Origin of the sequence: Stenotrophomonas sp. LM091 (assembly GCF_001806305.1) — a bacterium.
In the GTDB taxonomy this organism is placed as follows: domain Bacteria; phylum Pseudomonadota; class Gammaproteobacteria; order Xanthomonadales; family Xanthomonadaceae; genus Stenotrophomonas; species Stenotrophomonas bentonitica_A.
The window spans coordinates 832,683-850,674 of record NZ_CP017483.1 but is presented as its reverse complement, the minus strand read 5'-3'; the positions used below and the strand labels follow the sequence as shown (position 1 = coordinate 850,674).

The 17,992-nt window shown below is 63.9% G+C and carries 17 protein-coding genes and 2 tRNA genes; all 19 read left to right on the top strand.

Going from position 1 to position 17,992, the window contains the following annotated elements:
• Nucleotides 1-38: 38 nt before the first annotated feature.
• The 19 genes from BIZ42_RS03825 (at nucleotide 39) to BIZ42_RS03735 (ending at nucleotide 17,933) form a co-directional block, all read left to right on the top strand.
• Nucleotides 39-974 (top strand): 2-oxoglutarate and iron-dependent oxygenase domain-containing protein, encoded by a 936-nt coding sequence (locus BIZ42_RS03825; protein ID WP_019182673.1) that lies wholly within the window; start codon nucleotides 39-41, stop codon nucleotides 972-974.
• Between the two features lie 278 nt (nucleotides 975-1,252).
• Nucleotides 1,253-2,008, top strand: a complete 756-nt coding sequence (tpiA, locus tag BIZ42_RS03820; RefSeq protein ID WP_046273238.1) for a triose-phosphate isomerase — start codon at nucleotides 1,253-1,255, stop codon at nucleotides 2,006-2,008.
• Between the two features lie 55 nt (nucleotides 2,009-2,063).
• Nucleotides 2,064-2,504 (top strand): preprotein translocase subunit SecG, encoded by a 441-nt coding sequence (secG, locus tag BIZ42_RS03815; protein WP_070427438.1) that lies wholly within the window; start codon nucleotides 2,064-2,066, stop codon nucleotides 2,502-2,504.
• A 49-nt stretch (nucleotides 2,505-2,553) separates the two neighbouring features.
• A tRNA-Leu gene (locus tag BIZ42_RS03810) sits at nucleotides 2,554-2,638 on the top strand.
• Nucleotides 2,639-2,750: 112 nt separating this feature from the next.
• Complete coding sequence (locus BIZ42_RS03805) at nucleotides 2,751-3,107, top strand: NADH-quinone oxidoreductase subunit A (protein ID WP_026069699.1); 357 nt, start codon at nucleotides 2,751-2,753, stop codon at nucleotides 3,105-3,107.
• Entirely contained in the window at nucleotides 3,098-3,652 is a 555-nt protein-coding gene (locus BIZ42_RS03800; RefSeq protein ID WP_019182677.1) for an NADH-quinone oxidoreductase subunit B, read from the top strand. The genes BIZ42_RS03805 and BIZ42_RS03800 overlap by 10 nt, the downstream gene beginning before the upstream one ends.
• Nucleotides 3,653-3,684: 32 nt before the next feature.
• The gene (locus BIZ42_RS03795; RefSeq protein WP_019182678.1) at nucleotides 3,685-4,437 is read left to right on the top strand and encodes an NADH-quinone oxidoreductase subunit C; all 753 of its coding nucleotides are present in this window, start codon (nucleotides 3,685-3,687) and stop codon (nucleotides 4,435-4,437) included.
• Nucleotides 4,434-5,741 (top strand): NADH-quinone oxidoreductase subunit D, encoded by a 1,308-nt coding sequence (locus BIZ42_RS03790; RefSeq protein WP_046273237.1) that lies wholly within the window; start codon nucleotides 4,434-4,436, stop codon nucleotides 5,739-5,741. Before BIZ42_RS03795 ends, BIZ42_RS03790 begins: the two co-directional genes overlap by 4 nt.
• A gap of 94 nt (nucleotides 5,742-5,835) precedes the next feature.
• Entirely contained in the window at nucleotides 5,836-6,363 is a 528-nt protein-coding gene (gene nuoE, locus BIZ42_RS03785) for an NADH-quinone oxidoreductase subunit NuoE (RefSeq protein WP_019182680.1), read from the top strand.
• Nucleotides 6,364-6,366: 3 nt separating this feature from the next.
• Complete coding sequence (gene nuoF / locus BIZ42_RS03780; RefSeq protein WP_019182681.1) at nucleotides 6,367-7,707, top strand: NADH-quinone oxidoreductase subunit NuoF; 1,341 nt, start codon at nucleotides 6,367-6,369, stop codon at nucleotides 7,705-7,707.
• The gene (gene nuoG, locus BIZ42_RS03775; protein WP_070425591.1) at nucleotides 7,704-9,938 is read left to right on the top strand and encodes an NADH-quinone oxidoreductase subunit NuoG; all 2,235 of its coding nucleotides are present in this window, start codon (nucleotides 7,704-7,706) and stop codon (nucleotides 9,936-9,938) included. The genes nuoF and nuoG overlap by 4 nt, the downstream gene beginning before the upstream one ends.
• Nucleotides 9,935-11,041 (top strand): NADH-quinone oxidoreductase subunit NuoH, encoded by a 1,107-nt coding sequence (gene nuoH, locus BIZ42_RS03770; RefSeq protein ID WP_070425590.1) that lies wholly within the window; start codon nucleotides 9,935-9,937, stop codon nucleotides 11,039-11,041. Before nuoG ends, nuoH begins: the two co-directional genes overlap by 4 nt.
• A gap of 3 nt (nucleotides 11,042-11,044) precedes the next feature.
• Nucleotides 11,045-11,533 carry an NADH-quinone oxidoreductase subunit NuoI gene (gene nuoI, locus BIZ42_RS03765; protein ID WP_017355930.1) on the top strand — a complete coding sequence of 163 codons (489 nt, stop codon included), beginning with the start codon at nucleotides 11,045-11,047 and terminating at the stop codon, nucleotides 11,531-11,533.
• A gap of 9 nt (nucleotides 11,534-11,542) precedes the next feature.
• Nucleotides 11,543-12,199: an NADH-quinone oxidoreductase subunit J gene (locus tag BIZ42_RS03760; protein ID WP_026069700.1), complete on the top strand. Its 657-nt coding sequence runs from the start codon at nucleotides 11,543-11,545 to the stop codon at nucleotides 12,197-12,199.
• Nucleotides 12,196-12,501, top strand: coding sequence for an NADH-quinone oxidoreductase subunit NuoK (gene nuoK, locus BIZ42_RS03755; protein ID WP_019182685.1), 306 nt, complete (start codon nucleotides 12,196-12,198; stop codon nucleotides 12,499-12,501). Before BIZ42_RS03760 ends, nuoK begins: the two co-directional genes overlap by 4 nt.
• 7 nt (nucleotides 12,502-12,508) lie before the next feature.
• Complete coding sequence (nuoL, locus tag BIZ42_RS03750) at nucleotides 12,509-14,701, top strand: NADH-quinone oxidoreductase subunit L (RefSeq protein WP_070425589.1); 2,193 nt, start codon at nucleotides 12,509-12,511, stop codon at nucleotides 14,699-14,701.
• Nucleotides 14,702-14,724: 23 nt separating this feature from the next.
• Complete coding sequence (locus BIZ42_RS03745) at nucleotides 14,725-16,233, top strand: NADH-quinone oxidoreductase subunit M (protein WP_070425588.1); 1,509 nt, start codon at nucleotides 14,725-14,727, stop codon at nucleotides 16,231-16,233.
• Nucleotides 16,234-16,269: 36 nt separating this feature from the next.
• Nucleotides 16,270-17,730, top strand: coding sequence for an NADH-quinone oxidoreductase subunit NuoN (gene nuoN / locus BIZ42_RS03740; protein WP_070425587.1), 1,461 nt, complete (start codon nucleotides 16,270-16,272; stop codon nucleotides 17,728-17,730).
• A gap of 126 nt (nucleotides 17,731-17,856) precedes the next feature.
• Nucleotides 17,857-17,933, top strand: a tRNA-Met gene (locus tag BIZ42_RS03735).
• Nucleotides 17,934-17,992: the final 59 nt, after the last annotated feature.

The window sequence follows — 17,992 nt, the reverse complement described above, 5'->3', positions numbered from 1 at the left end:
GCTGGCCCACCGACCACCATGAACAAGCAGGAATCGCTGTGAGCCAGATCCCCACCCTCGACATCACCCGTTTTGACACCGACCGCGATGCGTTCGTGGCTGAGCTGGGTGCGGCCTACCGCGAATGGGGCTTTGCTGGCATCCGCAACCACGGCATCCCGCAGGCCGACATCGACGCCGCCTACGAGGTCTTCAAGGCCTTCTTCGCGCTGCCCGAAGAAACCAAGCGCCAGTACCACGTGCCGGGCAGTGGCGGCGCGCGCGGCTACACGGCCTTCGGCGTGGAGACCGCCAAGGGCTCGCAGCACTTTGATCTGAAAGAGTTCTGGCACATCGGCCGGGAGATCCCGGACGACTCCCCGTACCGCGAGGTGATGGCCCCGAACCTGTGGCCGAGCGAGGTGCCGGGCTTCCGCGAGCGGGGCTACGGGATCTACCAGGCGCTGGACAAGCTGGGCTCGCGCGTCCTGTCGGCGCTGGCGCTGCACATTGGCCTGCCGGAGGATTTCTTCGCCGACAAGACCAACAACGGCAATTCGATCCTGCGCCCGATCCATTACCCCCCGATCACGGCGGAGAACATCCCGAACGTGCGCGCCGGGGCCCATGGCGACATCAACTTCATCACGCTGCTGGTCGGCGCCAGTGCGGCCGGCCTGGAAGTGCAGTCGCACGAGGGCAAGTGGGTGCCGTTCACCTCCGACGCGGACACCATCGTGGTCAACATCGGCGACATGCTGCAGCGCCTGACCAACCATGTGTACCCCTCCACGATCCACCGCGTGGTCAATCCCCCGGGCGAACAGGCGCGCCAGCCGCGCTACTCGGTGCCGTTCTTCCTGCACCCGAACCCGGATTTCCTGATCGACGTGCTGCCGACCTGCATCACCCCGGAGAACCCGAGCCGCTACCCGGAGCCGATCACCGCCCACGGCTTCCTGGAAGAGCGCCTGCGCGAGATCAAGCTGAAGTAAGCGATCCTGCCGGGGCAAGAACGAAGGCCGCCGAAAGGCGGCCTTCTTCATTCCGGGTCGTGCCGGTCGCTGGCCGGCTTGCTCCACCGCACTCCGATGCGCGCCAACCCACCTGCGCCCGCCCAGCCCGGGCGCCCCCGCCGCCGCTGTCGCCCTTGCACGTGCTTTTCGTCCCCAGCGGAAAATAAATATCCAATTGAAATGTAAGCGTTTTCCCACCAACGCCATTTCGTTGCATCCGTTATCATGGCCGGCTGATACCCAAAGGAGCCCCCGCCATGCGCCGCAAGATCGTCGCCGGTAACTGGAAGCTGCACGGCAGCCGCCAATTCGCCACCGACCTGGTCAGTGACCTGGTTGCCGACCTCCCGCTGCAGGGCGTCGACGTCGTGGTCCTGCCGCCGCTGCCGTATCTGGGCGAGCTGGTCGAAGCCTTCGAAGGCCGCGCCGTCGCGTTCGGCTCCCAGGATGTCAGCAGCAATGAAAAGGGCGCCTACACCGGTGAAGTCTCGGCCACCATGCTGGCCGAAGTCGGGGCCCGCTACGGCCTGGTCGGTCACTCCGAGCGCCGGCAGTACCACGCTGAAAGCAGCGAACTGGTCGCCCGCAAGTTCGCCGCCGCCCTGCATGCCGGTCTGACCCCGATCCTGTGCGTCGGTGAGACGCTCGAGCAGCGCGAAGCCAACCAGACCGAGGCGGTCATCGCCGCCCAGCTGGCCCCGGTGCTGGATCTGGTCGGGGCCGCAGGGTTCGCCCAGGCCGTGGTCGCCTATGAGCCGGTCTGGGCCATCGGCACCGGCCGGACCGCCTCCAAGGAGCAGGCCCAGCAGGTCCACGCGTTCATCCGTGGCGAAGTGGCCAAGCTCGATGCTAGAATTGCGGATTCACTGTCGATCCTCTATGGCGGCAGCGTGAAGCCCGACAACGCCGCGGAACTGTTCGCACAGCCCGATGTCGATGGTGGGCTGGTGGGCGGCGCCTCGCTGGTGGCCGCGGACTTCCTTGCCATCGCTGCCGCGGCGGCGGGGCGCTAATTAGTTACGTTGTCGGCCCAACCGCCGGCACGACATGTCCGAGGACGGATTCGAAATGCTGATGTTGATCCTCAATGTGGTCTACGTGCTGGTCGCAGTGGCCATGATCGCGCTCATCCTGATGCAGCGTGGTTCCGGCGCGGCCGCAGGGTCGGGTTTCGGTGCCGGCGCCTCGGGTACCGTGTTCGGCGCACGTGGTGCGTCCAACTTCCTGTCCAAGTCGACCAAGTGGCTGGCCGTGGTGTTCTTCGGCATCAGCCTCTTCATGGCCTGGTACGCCAGCCATGGCTCGCGCCCGGCAGCACAGCAGGACCTCGGCCTGATGTCGGCGCCGGCCGCCACTGCGCCGGCCGCACCGGCAGGCGAGCTTCCGGCCGTGCCCAAGGCCCCGGAAGCCCCGGCGCAGCAGCCTGTTCCGTCGGCCACTGTGCCGGCTCAGGCGGAAACTCCGAAATCTGGTGAAGAAAAGCCTTCGGAAGGCACCCAGACTCGCTGAAGACGGTTACAATATGCGGCGCACTGGAGAACAACCGGTGCGATCGTAAGCCCAGGTGGCGGAATTGGTAGACGCACTACCTTGAGGTGGTAGCGACGAGAGTCGTAGGGGTTCGAGTCCCCTCTTGGGCACCATTTGTTTGTAAGCGGGTTCGTCTGGCGCGCAAAGCGCCAGGTAGCGGTATCCGTCCACTCCCCCATGCCAAAGCGCCTGCAGGCGCAGCGGCAGAGGCAAGAGAGAATCGCTGTGCTGGCCGAATATTTGCCGTCTCTGCTGTTTCTGATCGTTGCCACCGGTATCGGCGTTGCGCTGATGCTGGTTGGCCGATTCCTCGGTCCCCGACGTCCTGATCTTAAAAAGCTCTCGCCGTACGAATGCGGCTTCGAGGCTTTCGAGGACGCGCGCATGAAGTTCGATGTGCGCTACTACCTGATCGCGATTCAGTTCATCGTATTTGATCTGGAAATCATTTTCATCGTGCCGTGGACCCAGGTCTTCATGGAACTGGGCGCACGTTCGCTGGTCACGATGGGCCTCTTCGTGGGCATGCTTTTCCTCGGTTTCATTTACGTCTGGAAGAAGGGAGCGCTGGAATGGGAGTAATTCAGACGCTCGACGGCCTGATGAACAACCCGGTCCCGGAAGGGCGGGTCGATGACATCCTGCGCCCCGAAGGCGACAACCCCCTGCTCGAAAAGGGCTACGTGACCACCAGCGTCGATGCGCTGTTGAATTGGGCGCGTACCGGTTCGATGTGGCCGATGACCTTTGGTCTGGCCTGCTGCGCAGTGGAAATGATGCACGCCGGTGCGGCGCGCCTGGATCTTGACCGTTACGGCGTGGTGTTCCGCCCGTCGCCGCGTCAGTCCGACGTGATGATCGTGGCCGGCACCCTGGTCAACAAGATGGCTCCGGCCCTGCGCAAGGTCTATGACCAGATGCCGGACCCGAAGTGGGTCATCTCGATGGGCAGCTGCGCCAACGGTGGCGGCTACTACCACTACTCCTATGCAGTAGTGCGTGGCTGTGACCGCGTGGTGCCGGTGGACATCTATGTCCCCGGCTGCCCACCTACCGCCGAAGCGCTGGTGTACGGGATCCTGCAGTTGCAGAAGAAGATCTGGCGTACGCAGACCATCGCCCGCTGACATCCCTCCTGACAAGAGCACGCCAAGCCCCCATGGCAGAGCAAGCACATTCCTTCATCGACCGACTTTCCGCACGTTTCGCAGGTGCGCAGGTCTTCGTGGTCGAACCCCGCGGCGAAGTGACGCTGGAAGTGCCCGCCGCTGACTGGCATGCCACCGCTCTGGCGCTGCGCGACGAATTCGGTTTCGAGCAGGCCGTTGACCTGTGCGGCCTGGATTATCTCGGTTATGGCAGCGACGAATGGGATACGGCCGATGTGTCGTCCCAGGGTTTCAGCCGTGGCGTCGAGGGCAAGTCCGTCGGCCGTTTCGCCTGGGGTGAATTCCCCACCCGCGAAACCAGCGATGGCGCCCAGCCGCAGCCGATCCCGCTGCAGCGGTTTGCCGTGGTCGCCCAGCTGCGTTCCTACCAGCACAACCTCACCATGCGCATCCGCTGCTTTGCGCCGAACGAGGAACTGCCGGTGGTCGCTTCGCTGACCAACATCTGGCCGGGCCTGAACTGGTTCGAGCGCGAAGCGTTCGATCTGTTCGGCGTGATCTTCGAAGGTCACCCGGACCTGCGCCGCATCCTGACCGACTATGGCTTCGTCGGCCATCCGTTCCGCAAGGATTTCCCGCTGATCGGCAACGTCGAAGTGCGCTACGACGAAGAAAAACAGCGCGTCATCTATGAACCGGTGACCTCGGTCGAACCGCGTGTCGGCGTGCCGCGCGTGATCCGTGACGACGCCCGTTTCCAGACCGCTGCCGGTGAATCCGCGCAGTCGGAGGCAAGCAAGTGAGTGAATTCACCCAGGCCAGCCAGGCCTTTGCGAGCAACCCGGCCGAACTGCGCCAGGAGATCCGCAACTACACGATGAACTTCGGTCCGCAGCATCCGGCCGCGCACGGTGTGCTGCGCTTGATCCTGGAAATGGACGGCGAAACCATCATGCGTGCCGACCCCCACGTGGGCCTGCTGCACCGTGGTACCGAAAAGCTGGCCGAGTCCAAGCCGTTCAACCAGTCGATCGGCTACATGGATCGCCTGGATTACGTGTCGATGATGTGCAACGAGCACGCCTACGTGCGCGCGATCGAGACCCTGATGGGGATCGAGGCGCCGGAGCGTGCGCAGTACATCCGCACCATGTTCGACGAAATCACCCGCATCCTGAACCACCTGATGTGGCTGGGTTCCAACGCGCTCGATCTGGGCGCGATGGCGGTCATGCTGTACGCCTTCCGTGAGCGCGAAGAGCTGATGGACTGCTACGAAGCGGTCTCCGGCGCGCGCATGCACGCAGCGTACTACCGTCCGGGCGGCGTCTACCGTGACCTGCCGGACCACATGCCCAAGTACAAGGAATCGCGCTGGCACAAGGGCAAGGCCCTGAAGAACCTCAACGCCTCGCGCGAAGGTTCGCTGCTGGACTTCCTGGAGAACTTCACCGTCGAGTTCCCCAAGCGCGTGGACGAATACGAAACCCTGCTGACCGACAACCGTATCTGGAAGCAGCGTACGGTCGGCATCGGCGTGGTCACCCCGGAGCTGGCCCATGCCTGGGGCATGACCGGCGTGATGCTGCGTGGCTCGGGCATCGCCTGGGATCTGCGCAAGAAGCAGCCGTATGCCAAGTACGACGCGGTCGAGTTCGACATCCCGCTCGGCAAGGAAGGTGACTGCTACGACCGTTACCTGTGCCGCGTGGCCGAGATGCGCGAATCCAACCGCATCATCAAGCAGTGCGTCACCTGGCTGAAGGCCAACCCGGGTCCGGTCATGGTCAAGAACTTCAAGGTCGCGCCGCCCAGCCGCGAAGACATGAAGGACGACATGGAAGCGCTGATCCATCACTTCAAGCTGTTCAGTGAAGGCTACTGCGTCCCGGCCGGCGAAACCTACGCCGCCGTCGAAGCACCCAAGGGCGAGTTCGGCTGCTACCTGATGTCCGATGGCGCCAACAAGCCGTTCCGCGTGCACCTGCGCGCGCCGGGCTTCGCCCATCTGTCCTCGATCGACTCGGTCGTGCGCGGGCACATGCTCGCCGACGTGGTGGCCATGATCGGCACCTACGACCTGGTGTTCGGTGAGGTGGACCGGTGATCGCATCCGCTTGCACGATGCCTGACACCCGCCGGCTTCTGCCGGCGCTGCAGGTTCTGGTTTTTAACGATTTCGTATTCGCTGAGGTCGGCCGATGAAGGCGACAGGTAATTTCGAGGCGGCGCGCGACGTCGACCCGATGGTGGTCTTGAGTGACAAGACCCGTGCGCACATCGATCACTGGCTGGCCAAGTTCCCGCCGGATCGCAAGCGCTCGGCTGTCCTGCAGGGCCTGCACGCCGCACAGGAACAGAATGCGGGCTGGCTGACCGACGAGCTGATCGCCGGCGTCGCCAAGTACCTGGACCTGCCGCCGGTGTGGGCCTACGAGGTCGCCAGCTTCTACTCGATGTTCGAACTGGAGAAGGTCGGCCGCCACAACGTCGCCTTCTGCACCAACATCAGCTGCTGGTTGAACGGCGCCGAAGACCTGGTCGCGCACGCCGAGAAGAAGCTCGGTTGCAAGACCGGTCAGTCCACCGCCGATGGCCGCATCTACCTCAAGCGCGAAGAAGAATGCCTGGCCGGTTGCGCCGGTGCGCCGATGATGGTCATCAACGGCCATTACCACGAGCGCCTGACCGTCGAGAAAGTCGACGAGCTGCTGGACGGGTTGGAGTAAGACATGGCACATCATCACGCACCCAGTGGTCCGGTCGGTCCCGCACCGTTGCCGCACCAGGTGGTCTACACCACCCTGCATTACGACACTCCGTGGTCGTATGAAAACTACCTCAAGACCGGCGGTTACGCCGCCCTGCGCAAGATCCTCGAAGAGAAGATCTCGCCGGAGCAGGTCATCGAGATGGTCAAGCAGTCCAACCTGCGCGGCCGTGGCGGCGCGGGCTTCCCGACCGGCCTGAAGTGGTCCTTCATGCCCAAGGGCACGATGCAGAAGTACATCCTGTGCAACTCGGATGAATCCGAGCCGGGTACCTGCAAGGACCGCGACATCCTGCGTTACAACCCGCATTCGGTGGTGGAAGGCATGGCGATCGCCTGCTACGCCACCGGCTCGACCGTGGGCTACAACTACCTGCGTGGCGAGTTCCACCACGAGCCGTTCGAGAACTTCGAGCAGGCCCTGGCCGACGCGTACGCGAACGGCTGGCTGGGCAAGGACATCCTCGGCAGCGGCGTGGACATCGACATCTACGGTGCGCTGGGCGCCGGCGCGTACATCTGCGGCGAAGAAACCGCGCTGATGGAATCGCTGGAAGGCAAGAAAGGCCAGCCGCGCTACAAGCCGCCGTTCCCGGCCAACTTCGGCCTGTACGGCAAGCCGTCGACGATCAACAACACCGAGACCTATGCCTCGGTGCCGGCGATCATCCGCAACGGTCCGGAGTGGTTCCAGGGCCTGAGCCTGACCAAGAACGGCGGCCCGAAGATCTTCTCGGTCTCCGGCTGCGTGCAGAAGGGCGGCAACTTCGAAGTGCCGCTGGGCACCACCTTCGACGACCTGCTGGAAATGGCCGGTGGTCTGAAGCCGGGCCGCACGCTCAAGGGCGCGGTCCCGGGCGGCGTCTCGATGCCGGTGCTGAAGGCTGAAGAGCTCAAGGGCCTGCAGATGGACTACGACACCCTGCGTGCCCTGGGCACCGGTCTGGGGTCGGGCGCCATCGTGGTGCTGGACGACAGCGTCTGCTGCGTCAAGTTCGCCTGCCGCATCAGCCAGTTCTTCCACAAGGAATCCTGTGGGCAGTGCACCCCGTGCCGTGAAGGCACCGGCTGGATGCACCGCGTGCTGGAGCGCATCGTCGCCGGCAAGGCCACGATGGAAGACCTGCATCAGTTGAAGACGGTGGCCGGCCAGATCGAAGGTCACACCATCTGTGCGTTCGGTGAAGCGGCGGCATGGCCCATCCAGGGCTTCCTGCGCCAGTTCTGGGACGAATTCGAGTACTACATCGTCAACGGTCATTCGATGGTTGACGGCAAGAAGGTGGAGGCAGCCGCCGCATGAGCGCGCAACCCGTAAACCCGAGCGTGCCACCGGATCACGTGACCGTCGAAATCGACGGCCAGTCCCTGGTCGTGCCCAAGGGCTCGATGATCATCCAGGCCGCCGACAAGGCCGGCATTCCGATCCCGCGCTTCTGCTACCACGAGAAGCTGCCGATCGCCGCCAACTGCCGCATGTGCCTGGTCGACGTGGAAAAGTCGCCCAAGCCGGCACCGGCCTGCGCCACGCCGGTTATGGATGGCATGAAGGTCGCCACCCGCAGTGAAAAGGCGCTGAAGTTCCAGCGCTCGGTGATGGAATTCCTGCTGATCAACCATCCGCTGGACTGCCCGATCTGCGATCAGGGCGGCGAGTGCGAGCTGCAGGACGTTTCGCTGGGCTATGGCCGTTCGGTCAGCCGCTTCAACGAGCGCAAGCGCGTGGTGCCCGACGAGGACATCGGTCCGCTGGTGGCCACCGAAATGACCCGCTGCATCCAGTGCACCCGCTGCGTCCGCTTCACTGCCGACGTTGCCGGTACCTATGAGCTGGGTGGCATGTACCGCGGTGAAAACCTGCAGATCGGCACCTACGACGGCAAGCCGCTGACCACCGAGCTGTCCGGCAACGTCGTCGATGTCTGCCCGGTCGGCGCGCTGACCAACAAGGTGTTCCAGTTCCGCGCCCGCCCGTGGGAACTGACTGCACGCGAGTCGCTGGGTTACCACGACGCGATGGGCTCGAACCTGTTCCTGCACGTGCGTCGCGGCGAAGTGCTGCGCGCAGTGCCGCGCGACAACGAAGCCGTCAACGAATGCTGGCTGTCCGATCGCGACCGCTATTCGCACCAGGGCCTGTACAGCGATGACCGTGCGGTCAAGCCGCTGCGCAAGGTCAACGGCGAGTGGAAGGAAGTGAGCTGGGCTGAAGGCCTGGCCGCCGCCAAGGAAATCTTCGCCGCGAACCAGGGCGACGACCTCGGCGTGCTGGTGCACCCGTCGGCCTCGAACGAGGAGGGCGCGCTGCTGGCCCGCCTCGCCACCGGCCTGGGCACCACCAACATCGATCACCGCATCAACAACCGCGACTTCTCCGACGCCGCCACCGCCGAAGTCTTCGGCCTGCCGCTGGCCGAGATCGAAGGCGCGGACAGCATCGTCGTGCTCGGCAGCAACATCCGCCACGAGCTGCCGCTGCTGCATGCCCGGCTGCGCAAGGCACAGACCACGCGCAACGCGAAGATCCATGCCGTCAACCCGGTGGACTTCGATTTCGCGTTCAAGCTGGCCAGCAAGCAGATCGTTGCCCCGTCGGCCTTCATCGACGCGCTCGGCAATGCCGACCTGCGCGACGCGGTCAAGGGCGCCAGCAATGCCGTGCTGATCGTCGGTGGCATCGCCGAAAACCACCCGCAGGCTGCCGCGATCCGCGCCGCCGCGCGTGATTTCGCCGCTGCGACCGGTGCCAAGCTGTGCCGCATCCCGCAGGGCGCCAATGCCGTGGGCCTGACCCGCGCCGGCGTGCTGCCGGCCGGCAAGGACGTCAACGCCATGCTGGCGCAGCCGCGCAAGGCGTACGCCATCTACGGCATCGAGCCGGGCCTGGACTTCGCCGACGCCGCCGCTGCCCGCAAGGCACTGGCCGGTGCCCAGGTGGTGGCCTTCAGCCAGTTCGCCTGTGCCTCGACCCGCGATGTGGCCGACGTGATCCTGCCGATCGGCGCGCTGCCGGAAGTGGATGCCACCTTGACCAACCTCGATGGTCGCGAGCAGTCGGCGCGTGCCGGCGGCAAGCTGCCGGGCGAGGCGCGTGAAGGCTGGCGCGTGCTGCGTGCACTGGGCGGCGAACTGTCGCTGGCCGGTTTCGAGTTCACCGATCTGGCCGGCCTGCGCGCCAGCCTGGCCGCGGTCAGCGTCAACGTGTCGTCTTCGGCGGCCACGCCGGTGGCGGGCGAGGGCCTGGAAGTGACCTCGACCGCCGCGATCTACCGCACCGATGCGGTGGTCCGTCGTGCCCAGGCGCTGCAGTCGCATCCGCTCAACAACGCCCCGCGCATCGTGCTCAACGCCGACGACGCTGCCCGCCTGCAGTTGGTGGAAGGCCAGATGGCCAAGGTCGGCACCGATGCCGGCCGTGCCACCTTGCCGGTGGTGGTCGACGCCCGCGTTGCCGCTGGGTCGGTCTGGATTGAATCGGGCCACGGTGCAACCGCACCGCTGGGTGCCGCACGCGTAACGGTGGTGGCTGCATGAACGAATTGCTGTTGAACGCGGTCGATCCGCTGCACCAGTGGCTGCTGTCACTGGGCGACATCGGCGCGCTGCTCTGGATCATCCTGAAGATCCTGGTGATCGCCATGCCGGTGATCATCTCGGTGGCCTTCTACGTGGTCTGGGAGCGCAAGCTGATCGGCTGGATGCACGTGCGTCATGGCCCGATGTATGTCGGCATGGGCATCTTCCAGGCCTTCGCCGACGTCTTCAAACTGCTGTTCAAGGAAATCATCCAGCCGAGCAGCTCGCACAAGGCGATGTTCATCCTTGCGCCGCTGATCACCCTGGGCCCGGCCTTCGCGGCCTGGTCGGTGATTCCCTTCGACGCCCGGATCGTGCTCTCCAACGCCAACGCCGGCCTGCTGTACCTGCTGGCGATGACCTCGCTGGGCGTGTACGGCATCATCCTGGCCGGTTGGGCCTCCAACTCGAAGTACGCGTTCCTGGGCGCCATGCGCGCCTCGGCGCAGATGATCAGCTACGAAATCGCGATGGGCTTTGCCCTGGTCGGCGTGATGATCGCTTCGGGCAGCCTCAACCTGAGCAACATCGTGATGGCGCAGGCGGGCAACTCCGGTCTGTTCGACTGGTTCCTGCTGCCGCTGTTCCCGCTGTTCATCGTGTACTGGGTGTCCGGCGTTGCCGAAACCAACCGCGCGCCGTTCGACGTCGTGGAAGGTGAATCGGAAATCGTGGCCGGCCACATGGTCGAGTACTCCGGTGGTGCCTTCGCGCTGTTCTTCCTGGCCGAATACGCCAACATGATCCTGATCAGCTTCCTGATCTCGATCTTCTTCCTCGGTGGTTGGCTGAGCCCGTTCCAAGGTTGGTTCGACATCCAGCTCAGCAACCAGGCCATTGCGCCGTGGGTTGAGTGGATCTGGGTGGGCGGCTGGCCGTGGCTGCTGCTGAAGGTCTTCTTCTTCGCCAGCTCCTACATCTGGTTCCGTGCCAGCTTCCCGCGCTTCCGTTACGACCAGATCATGCGTCTGGGCTGGAAGGTCTTCATCCCGCTCACCATCTTCTGGATTGCAGTGACGGCGTTGATGGTGTTTTACGGCGTGATCCAGAAGGGCGTCTAAGCGATGAACCGAATTACCCATTACTTCAAAAGCCTGCTGCTCCTTGAGCTGCTCGGTGGTCTGTGGCTGACCCTGAAGTACGCCTTCAAGCCCAAGTACACGCTGATGTACCCGATGGAGAAGTTCCCGCAGTCGCCGCGTTTCCGCGGCCTGCATGCGCTTCGCCGCTACCCCAACGGCGAGGAACGCTGCATCGCATGCAAATTGTGCGAAGCGGTGTGCCCGGCGCTGGCGATCACCATCGATTCGGCCAAGCGCGAGGACGGCACCCGCCGTACCACCCGTTACGACATCGATCTGTTCAAGTGCATCTTCTGCGGCTTCTGCGAAGAAAGCTGCCCGGTGGACTCGATCGTCGAGACCCACATTCTCGAGTACCACTTCGAGAACCGTGGCGAGAACATCGTTACCAAGCCGCAGCTGCTGGCCATCGGTGATCGGCTTGAAGCCGAGATCGCCGAGCGTCGCGCCGCCGATGCCGCTTTCCGCTGAGGTCGAATGATGGATTGGGTAAATATCAGTTTCTGGGTCTTCTCCATCGTGGCGGGCATTTCCGCCGCGGCGGTGATCAGCGTGCGCAATCCGGTCTATGCCGTGTTGTGCCTGATCCTGACCTTCTTCTCCGTGGCCTGCATCTGGATCCTGGTCGGCGCCGAGTTCCTGGGCGTGGCCCTGGTGCTGGTCTACGTCGGCGCGGTCATGGTGCTGTTCCTGTTCGTGGTGATGATGCTGGACATCGATCCCTCCAACCTGCGTGAGGGCTGGGTGCGTTACCTGCCGCTCGGCCTGGTGGTGGCGGTCACGATGCTGGTGCAGATGCTGGTGCTGATCGGCGTGAAGGGCAGGGCGGTCAATCCGTTCCCGGCCGACAACGCTGCCGCGCTGGCTGCCGACACCTCCAACATCACCTGGCTGGCCCGCAGCCTGTTCACCGAATACCTGCTGCCGTTCGAGTTCGCCGCCGTCATCCTGACCGTGGCCGTGGTTGCCGCCGTGATGCTGACCCTGCGTCGCCGCACCGGCCTGAAGACCCAGAACCCGTCCGAGCAGACCATGGTCAAGGGCAGCGACCGCCTGCGCGTGGTCAAGATGGACGCGGAGAAGCCGGTCGTGCACACCAACATCAAGCCGTCCAGCAACGAGGAGGCGCAGCCATGATCACGCTTGGCCACATTCTGGCGCTCGGCGCGGTGCTGTTCTGCATCAGCCTTGCCGGCATCTTCCTCAACCGCAAGAACATCATCGTGCTGCTGATGTCCATCGAGTTGATGCTGCTGTCGGTCAACATCAATTTCGTCGGGTTCTCGCGTGAGATGGGTGATACGGCCGGACAGCTGTTCGTCTTCTTCATCCTGACCGTGGCCGCGGCCGAGGCCGCCATCGGCCTCGCGATCCTGGTAACCCTGTTCCGTACTCGCCGCACCATCAATGTCGGCGAAGTCGATTCGCTGAAGGGCTGATCCGTAGATGGAAATCACTCTCTCCAAGAGTCTGTTGATCGCAGTGGTGCTCGCACCGCTGTTCGGCAGCATCATCGCCGGCCTGTTCGGTCGTCAGGTCGGTCGCGCTGGCGCGCAGGCGGTCACCATCCTCGGCGTGGCGGTCAGCTGCGTGCTGTCCAGCTATGTGCTGTACATGCTGCTGTGGGGCGGCGCCCAGCCGTTCAACCAGAACATCTATACGTTCTTCGAAGTGGGCCAGTACTCGGCGCACGTCGGCTTCATGGTCGACAAGCTCACCGCGATGATGATGGTCGTGGTGACCTTCGTGTCCTTCCTGGTGCACGTGTACACCATCGGCTACATGCAGGACGACCCGGGCTACCAGCGGTTCTTCAGCTACATCTCGCTGTTCACCTTCTCGATGCTCACCCTGGTGATGAGCAACAACTTCCTGCAGCTGTTCTTCGGCTGGGAAGCGGTGGGCCTGGTCTCGTACCTGCTGATCGGCTTCTGGTTCAAGCGCCCGACCGCCATCTTCGCCAACATGAAGGCCTTCCTGGTCAACCGTGTCGGTGACTTCGGCTTCATCCTCGGCATCGCCGGCGTGTTGTGGGTGTTCGGCACCCTCGATTACGCCACCGTGTTCGCCAATGCGCAGGTGCTGGGCCACCCGGATGCGCTGATCCAGATCTGGTCGGGCACGATCAACCTGTTCGGCACCTCCATTCCGGTGATGAGCGAGCCGGTGATCTGGTCGGTCGCCACCGTGATCTGCATCTGCCTGTTTATCGGTGCGATGGGCAAGTCGGCCCAGGTGCCGCTGCACGTCTGGCTGCCGGACTCGATGGAAGGCCCGACCCCGATCTCGGCCCTGATCCACGCCGCGACCATGGTCACCGCGGGCATCTTCATGGTTACCCGCATGTCGCCGCTGTTCGAGCTGTCCCAGACCGCGCTGAACTTCGTGCTGTTCATCGGTGCCACCACCGCGTTCTTCACCGGCCTGATCGGCATCGTGCAGAACGACATCAAGCGCGTCGTCGCGTACTCCACGCTGTCCCAGCTGGGCTACATGACCGTCGCCCTGGGTGTGTCGGCCTACTCGGCGGCCGTGTTCCACCTGATGACCCATGCCTTCTTCAAGGCGCTGCTGTTCCTCGGCGCGGGCTCGGTGATCATCGCCATGCACCACGAGCAGGACATGCGCAAGATGGGCGGCCTGCGCAAGTACATGCCGATCACCTTCATCACCATGTGGATCGGTACGCTGGCCCTGGTCGGCACCCCGTTCTTCTCCGGCTTCTACTCCAAGGACACCATCATCGAGGCCGCGCAGCACCACGCGCATGTCTCCTCGAGCTGGGTGGCGACCTACGGGTACTGGGCGGTGCTGGGTGGCGTGGTCGTCACCAGCTTCTACAGCTTCCGCCTGCTGTTCCTGACCTTCCATGGCAAGGAACGCTTCCGCGATGCGCATGACGATCACGGCCATGGCCATGACGATCATCACGCCGCAGACGCGCACGCAGCCGACGCCCACCATGGCGACGCGCATCATGACGATCATGGCCACGGCCATGGCGCGCATGAGCCGCACGAAACCCCGTGGGTGGTGACGCTGCCGCTGATCCTGCTGGCGATTCCCTCGATGGTCATCGGTTTCTTCAGCATCGGTCCGATGCTGTATGGCACTGACTGGGCCGGCCACCACGCCGACACCACCATCCCGGGCCAGGTGCACTCGTTCTTCACCGGCATCGTTGATTTCTACGACCCGGCGCGCAACACCATTGGTGCGCTGGCCGAAGAATTCCACGGCCCGGTGGCCTTCGCGATCCACGGCATGATGGCCCCGGCCTTCATCCTGACGGTGGTCGGCTTCCTGCTGGCGGCGCTGTTCTACCTGTGGAAGCCGGAACTGGCCGGCAAGGCCCGCAAGACCTTCGCGCCGATCGTGTCGGTGCTGGAGAACAAGTACGGCTTCGACAAGCTCTGGATCGGCGGTTTCGCCGGCGGCGGTATCAAGCTCGGCAAGGTTTCGCGCGCGATCGACACGAATGTGGTCGATGGTGTGGTGGTCAACGGTTCGGCGCGCCTGATCGATCTGGCGGCCAACCTGCTGCGTCGCACCCAATCCGGTTTCCTCTATCACTACGCCTTCGCGATGATCATCGGCCTGATTGCCCTTCTGGGCGTCCTGATGCATTACCTGCGTTGATGACCTGTACGGAATAAGAAGACGTGTCGAACTGGCCCCTACTTAGTGTTCTCATCTGGCTGCCGATCATCGGCGGTGCATTGATCCTTGCCATCCGGGATGCCCAAACCGCCCGGTGGGCGTCCCTGGGCGTCGCGGTGCTGACCTTCGTGGCCAGCCTGTCGCTGCTCAGCGGCTATGACAGGGGAATCGACGCACTGCAGTTCGTCGAGACCCGCGCCTGGATCCCCGCCTACGACATCGGCTACAACCTCGGCGTCGACGGCATCGCGATCGCGCTGATCCTGCTGACCACGCTGGTCTCGGTGCTGGCCCTGATCGGTGCCTGGAGCGCGATCGACAAGCGCGTGAACCAGTACGTGGCCGCCTTCCTGATCCTGGAGGGTGTCACCGTCGGTATCTTCTCGGCGACGGACGCGATGCTGTTCTACGTGTTCTTCGAAGCGATGCTGATCCCGATGTTCCTGATCATCGGTGTCTGGGGCGGCCCGCGCCGCATCTACGCCGCGCTCAAGTTCTTCCTGTACACCTTCCTCGGCTCGGTGCTGATGCTGGTAGCCCTGATCTACCTGTACCTGAAGGGCGGCAGCTTCCAGCTGGCCGACCTGTACCAGCTGCAGCTGTCGGGCAAGGAACAGACGTGGATCTTCTTCGCCTTCCTGATCGCCTTCGCGGTCAAGGTGCCGATGTTCCCGGTCCACACCTGGCTGCCGGACGCCCACGTGGAAGCGCCGACCGCCGGTTCGGTGATCCTGGCCGCCATCGCCCTGAAGATCGGTGGCTACGGCTTCCTGCGCTTCAACCTGCCGATCGTGCCGGACGCCTCGCATGAGTGGGCCTGGCTGGTGATCGCGCTGTCGCTGGTGGCGGTGATCTACGTTGGCCTGGTCGCCCTGGTGCAGGACGACATGAAGAAGCTGATCGCCTATTCGTCGATCGCGCACATGGGCTTTGTGACCCTGGGTACCTTCATCGCCATGTGGCTGGTGCGCGACGCCGGCAACCCGGATGCCGCCCGTCTGGGCCTGCAGGGCGCGATGGTGCAGATGGTCTCGCACGGCTTCGTGTCCGGCGCGATGTTCTCCTGCGTCGGCGTCCTGTACGACCGCATGCACAGCCGCCGCATCGCCGATTACGGCGGCGTGGTCAACGTGATGCCCTGGTTCGCCACCTTCGCCATGCTGTTCTTCATGGCCAATGCCGGCCTGCCGGGTACCAGCGGCTTCGTCGGTGAATTCATGATCATCATGGCCAGCTTCCAGCGCAATCCGTGGCTGGCACTCGGCGCGGCGAGCACCCTGGTGATCACCGCGGCGTATACGCTGTGGCTGTACAAGCGCGTGTTCTTCGGTGAAGTGGCCAACGCCCATGTCGCCGAACTGAAGGACATCAACGGTCGCGAGTGGCTGGTGTTGGGTGTATTCGCCGTGGGCACCCTTGCCCTGGGCCTGTACCCCAAGCCGCTGACCGACCTGATGGAGCCCTCGATCGCGAAGCTGGCGATGCAGATCGCATCCAGCAAGCTGCTGTAATCGGGCCGTCGAGAGTATTGATTCCAGGATTTGATGATGACCACCTCGCCGCTGTTGCCACTGACCGCCGCTGACCTCCCGCCGCTCGCTCCCGAGCTGGTGCTGGTCGGCAGTGCGTTCGCCCTGTTGATGCTTGATCTTTTCATCAGTGAGAAGAACAAGATCTGGACCCACCTGTTCTCGATCGCTGCGCTGGCGGTCGTGTTCATCATGCTCGCCACCGGAGTGGGCGGGCAGGGCGAGGTCTTCCACGGCATGTTCGTCCGCGACAACGCGGCCGACGTGATGAAGACCGTGATCGTGCTGTGCAGCGGCCTGACCCTGATCTACGGCTGGAGCTACCTGCGCGAGCGCAAGCTCTACCAGGGCGAGATCCCGGTGCTGATCCTGTTCGCCACTGCAGGCATGATGATCCTGGTCTCGGCCGGCAGCCTGCTGATGGTCTACCTGGGCCTGGAACTGCTGGCGCTGTGCTCCTACGCACTGGTCGCCAGCAACCGTGAAAACGGCCTGGCCTCGGAAGCGGCGATGAAGTACATCGTGCTCGGTTCGCTGGCCTCGGGCCTGCTGCTGTACGGCATGTCGCTGATCTACGGCGCCACCGGCTCGCTGCATCTGGATGCGATCAACGCTGCCATTCCGCACACCGAAGAGAAGATGCTGCTGCTGACCGGCGCGGTGTTCATGATCGCCGGCGTGGCCTTCAAGCTGGGTGCCGCCCCGTTCCACATGTGGCTGCCCGACGTGTACCAGGGTGCCCCGGCACCGGTCGCGCTGTTCATCAGCTCGGCCCCGAAGCTGGCCGCGTTCGGCATGGCCTACCGCCTGCTGGAGATGGGCGTGGGCCCGCTGGCCGACGAGTGGAAGTACCTGATCGGTGGGCTGGCCGCACTGTCGCTGGTGATCGGCAACCTGATGGCGATCGCGCAGACCAACCTCAAGCGCATGCTGGCCTTCTCGACCGTCTCGCACATCGGCTTCCTGCTGATGGGCATGGCCGGTGGTGGCGAGCGTGGCTACTCGGCGGCGCTGTTCTACGCCCTGAGCTACGCGATCATGTCCACGGCCGCGTTTGGCGCGATCATCGCGCTGTCGCGCAACGGCTTTGAAGCGGAGAAGATCGAAGACTTCAAGGGCCTCAATGCCCGCAACCCGTGGATGGCCGGCCTGGTGCTGTGCATCATGGCGTCGCTGGCAGGCATCCCGCCGTTCCTGGGCTTCTGGACCAAGCTGGCCGTCCTCGGCGCGGCGATCCAGGGCGACATGCTGTGGCTGGCCATGGTCGGCGTGATCTGCGCCGTGATCGGCTGCTTCTACTACCTGCGCGTCATCAAGGTCATGTACTTCGATGAGCCGGTGGGCGAGCCGCTGCCGGCCAACAACGACCGCGTGCTGGGTGTGGTGCTGGGCGTGAACGCGCTGGCGCTGCTGGCCCTGGGCGTGGCGTGGAACCCGATCATGGTGTGGTGCCAGCAGGCATTTGCACAAATTTCGTAAAAAACGATACAAACGTGCGCAACTCGTGTAATATTCATCTCCTGAGTTGTTGATGCAGCGGTTTCGCCAGAACATCGTTGCGGTAGGTACCAACCGTTGGTTGGTACACGACTCATCCGCTTCTGCTGCGGGGTGGAGCAGTCTGGCAGCTCGTCGGGCTCATAACCCGAAGGTCGCAGGTTCAAATCCTGCCCCCGCTACCATATAGCTCCGGTGCAAACCGGAGGCAGTGGACGAATCAAGCGATACCGGAAACGGTGTC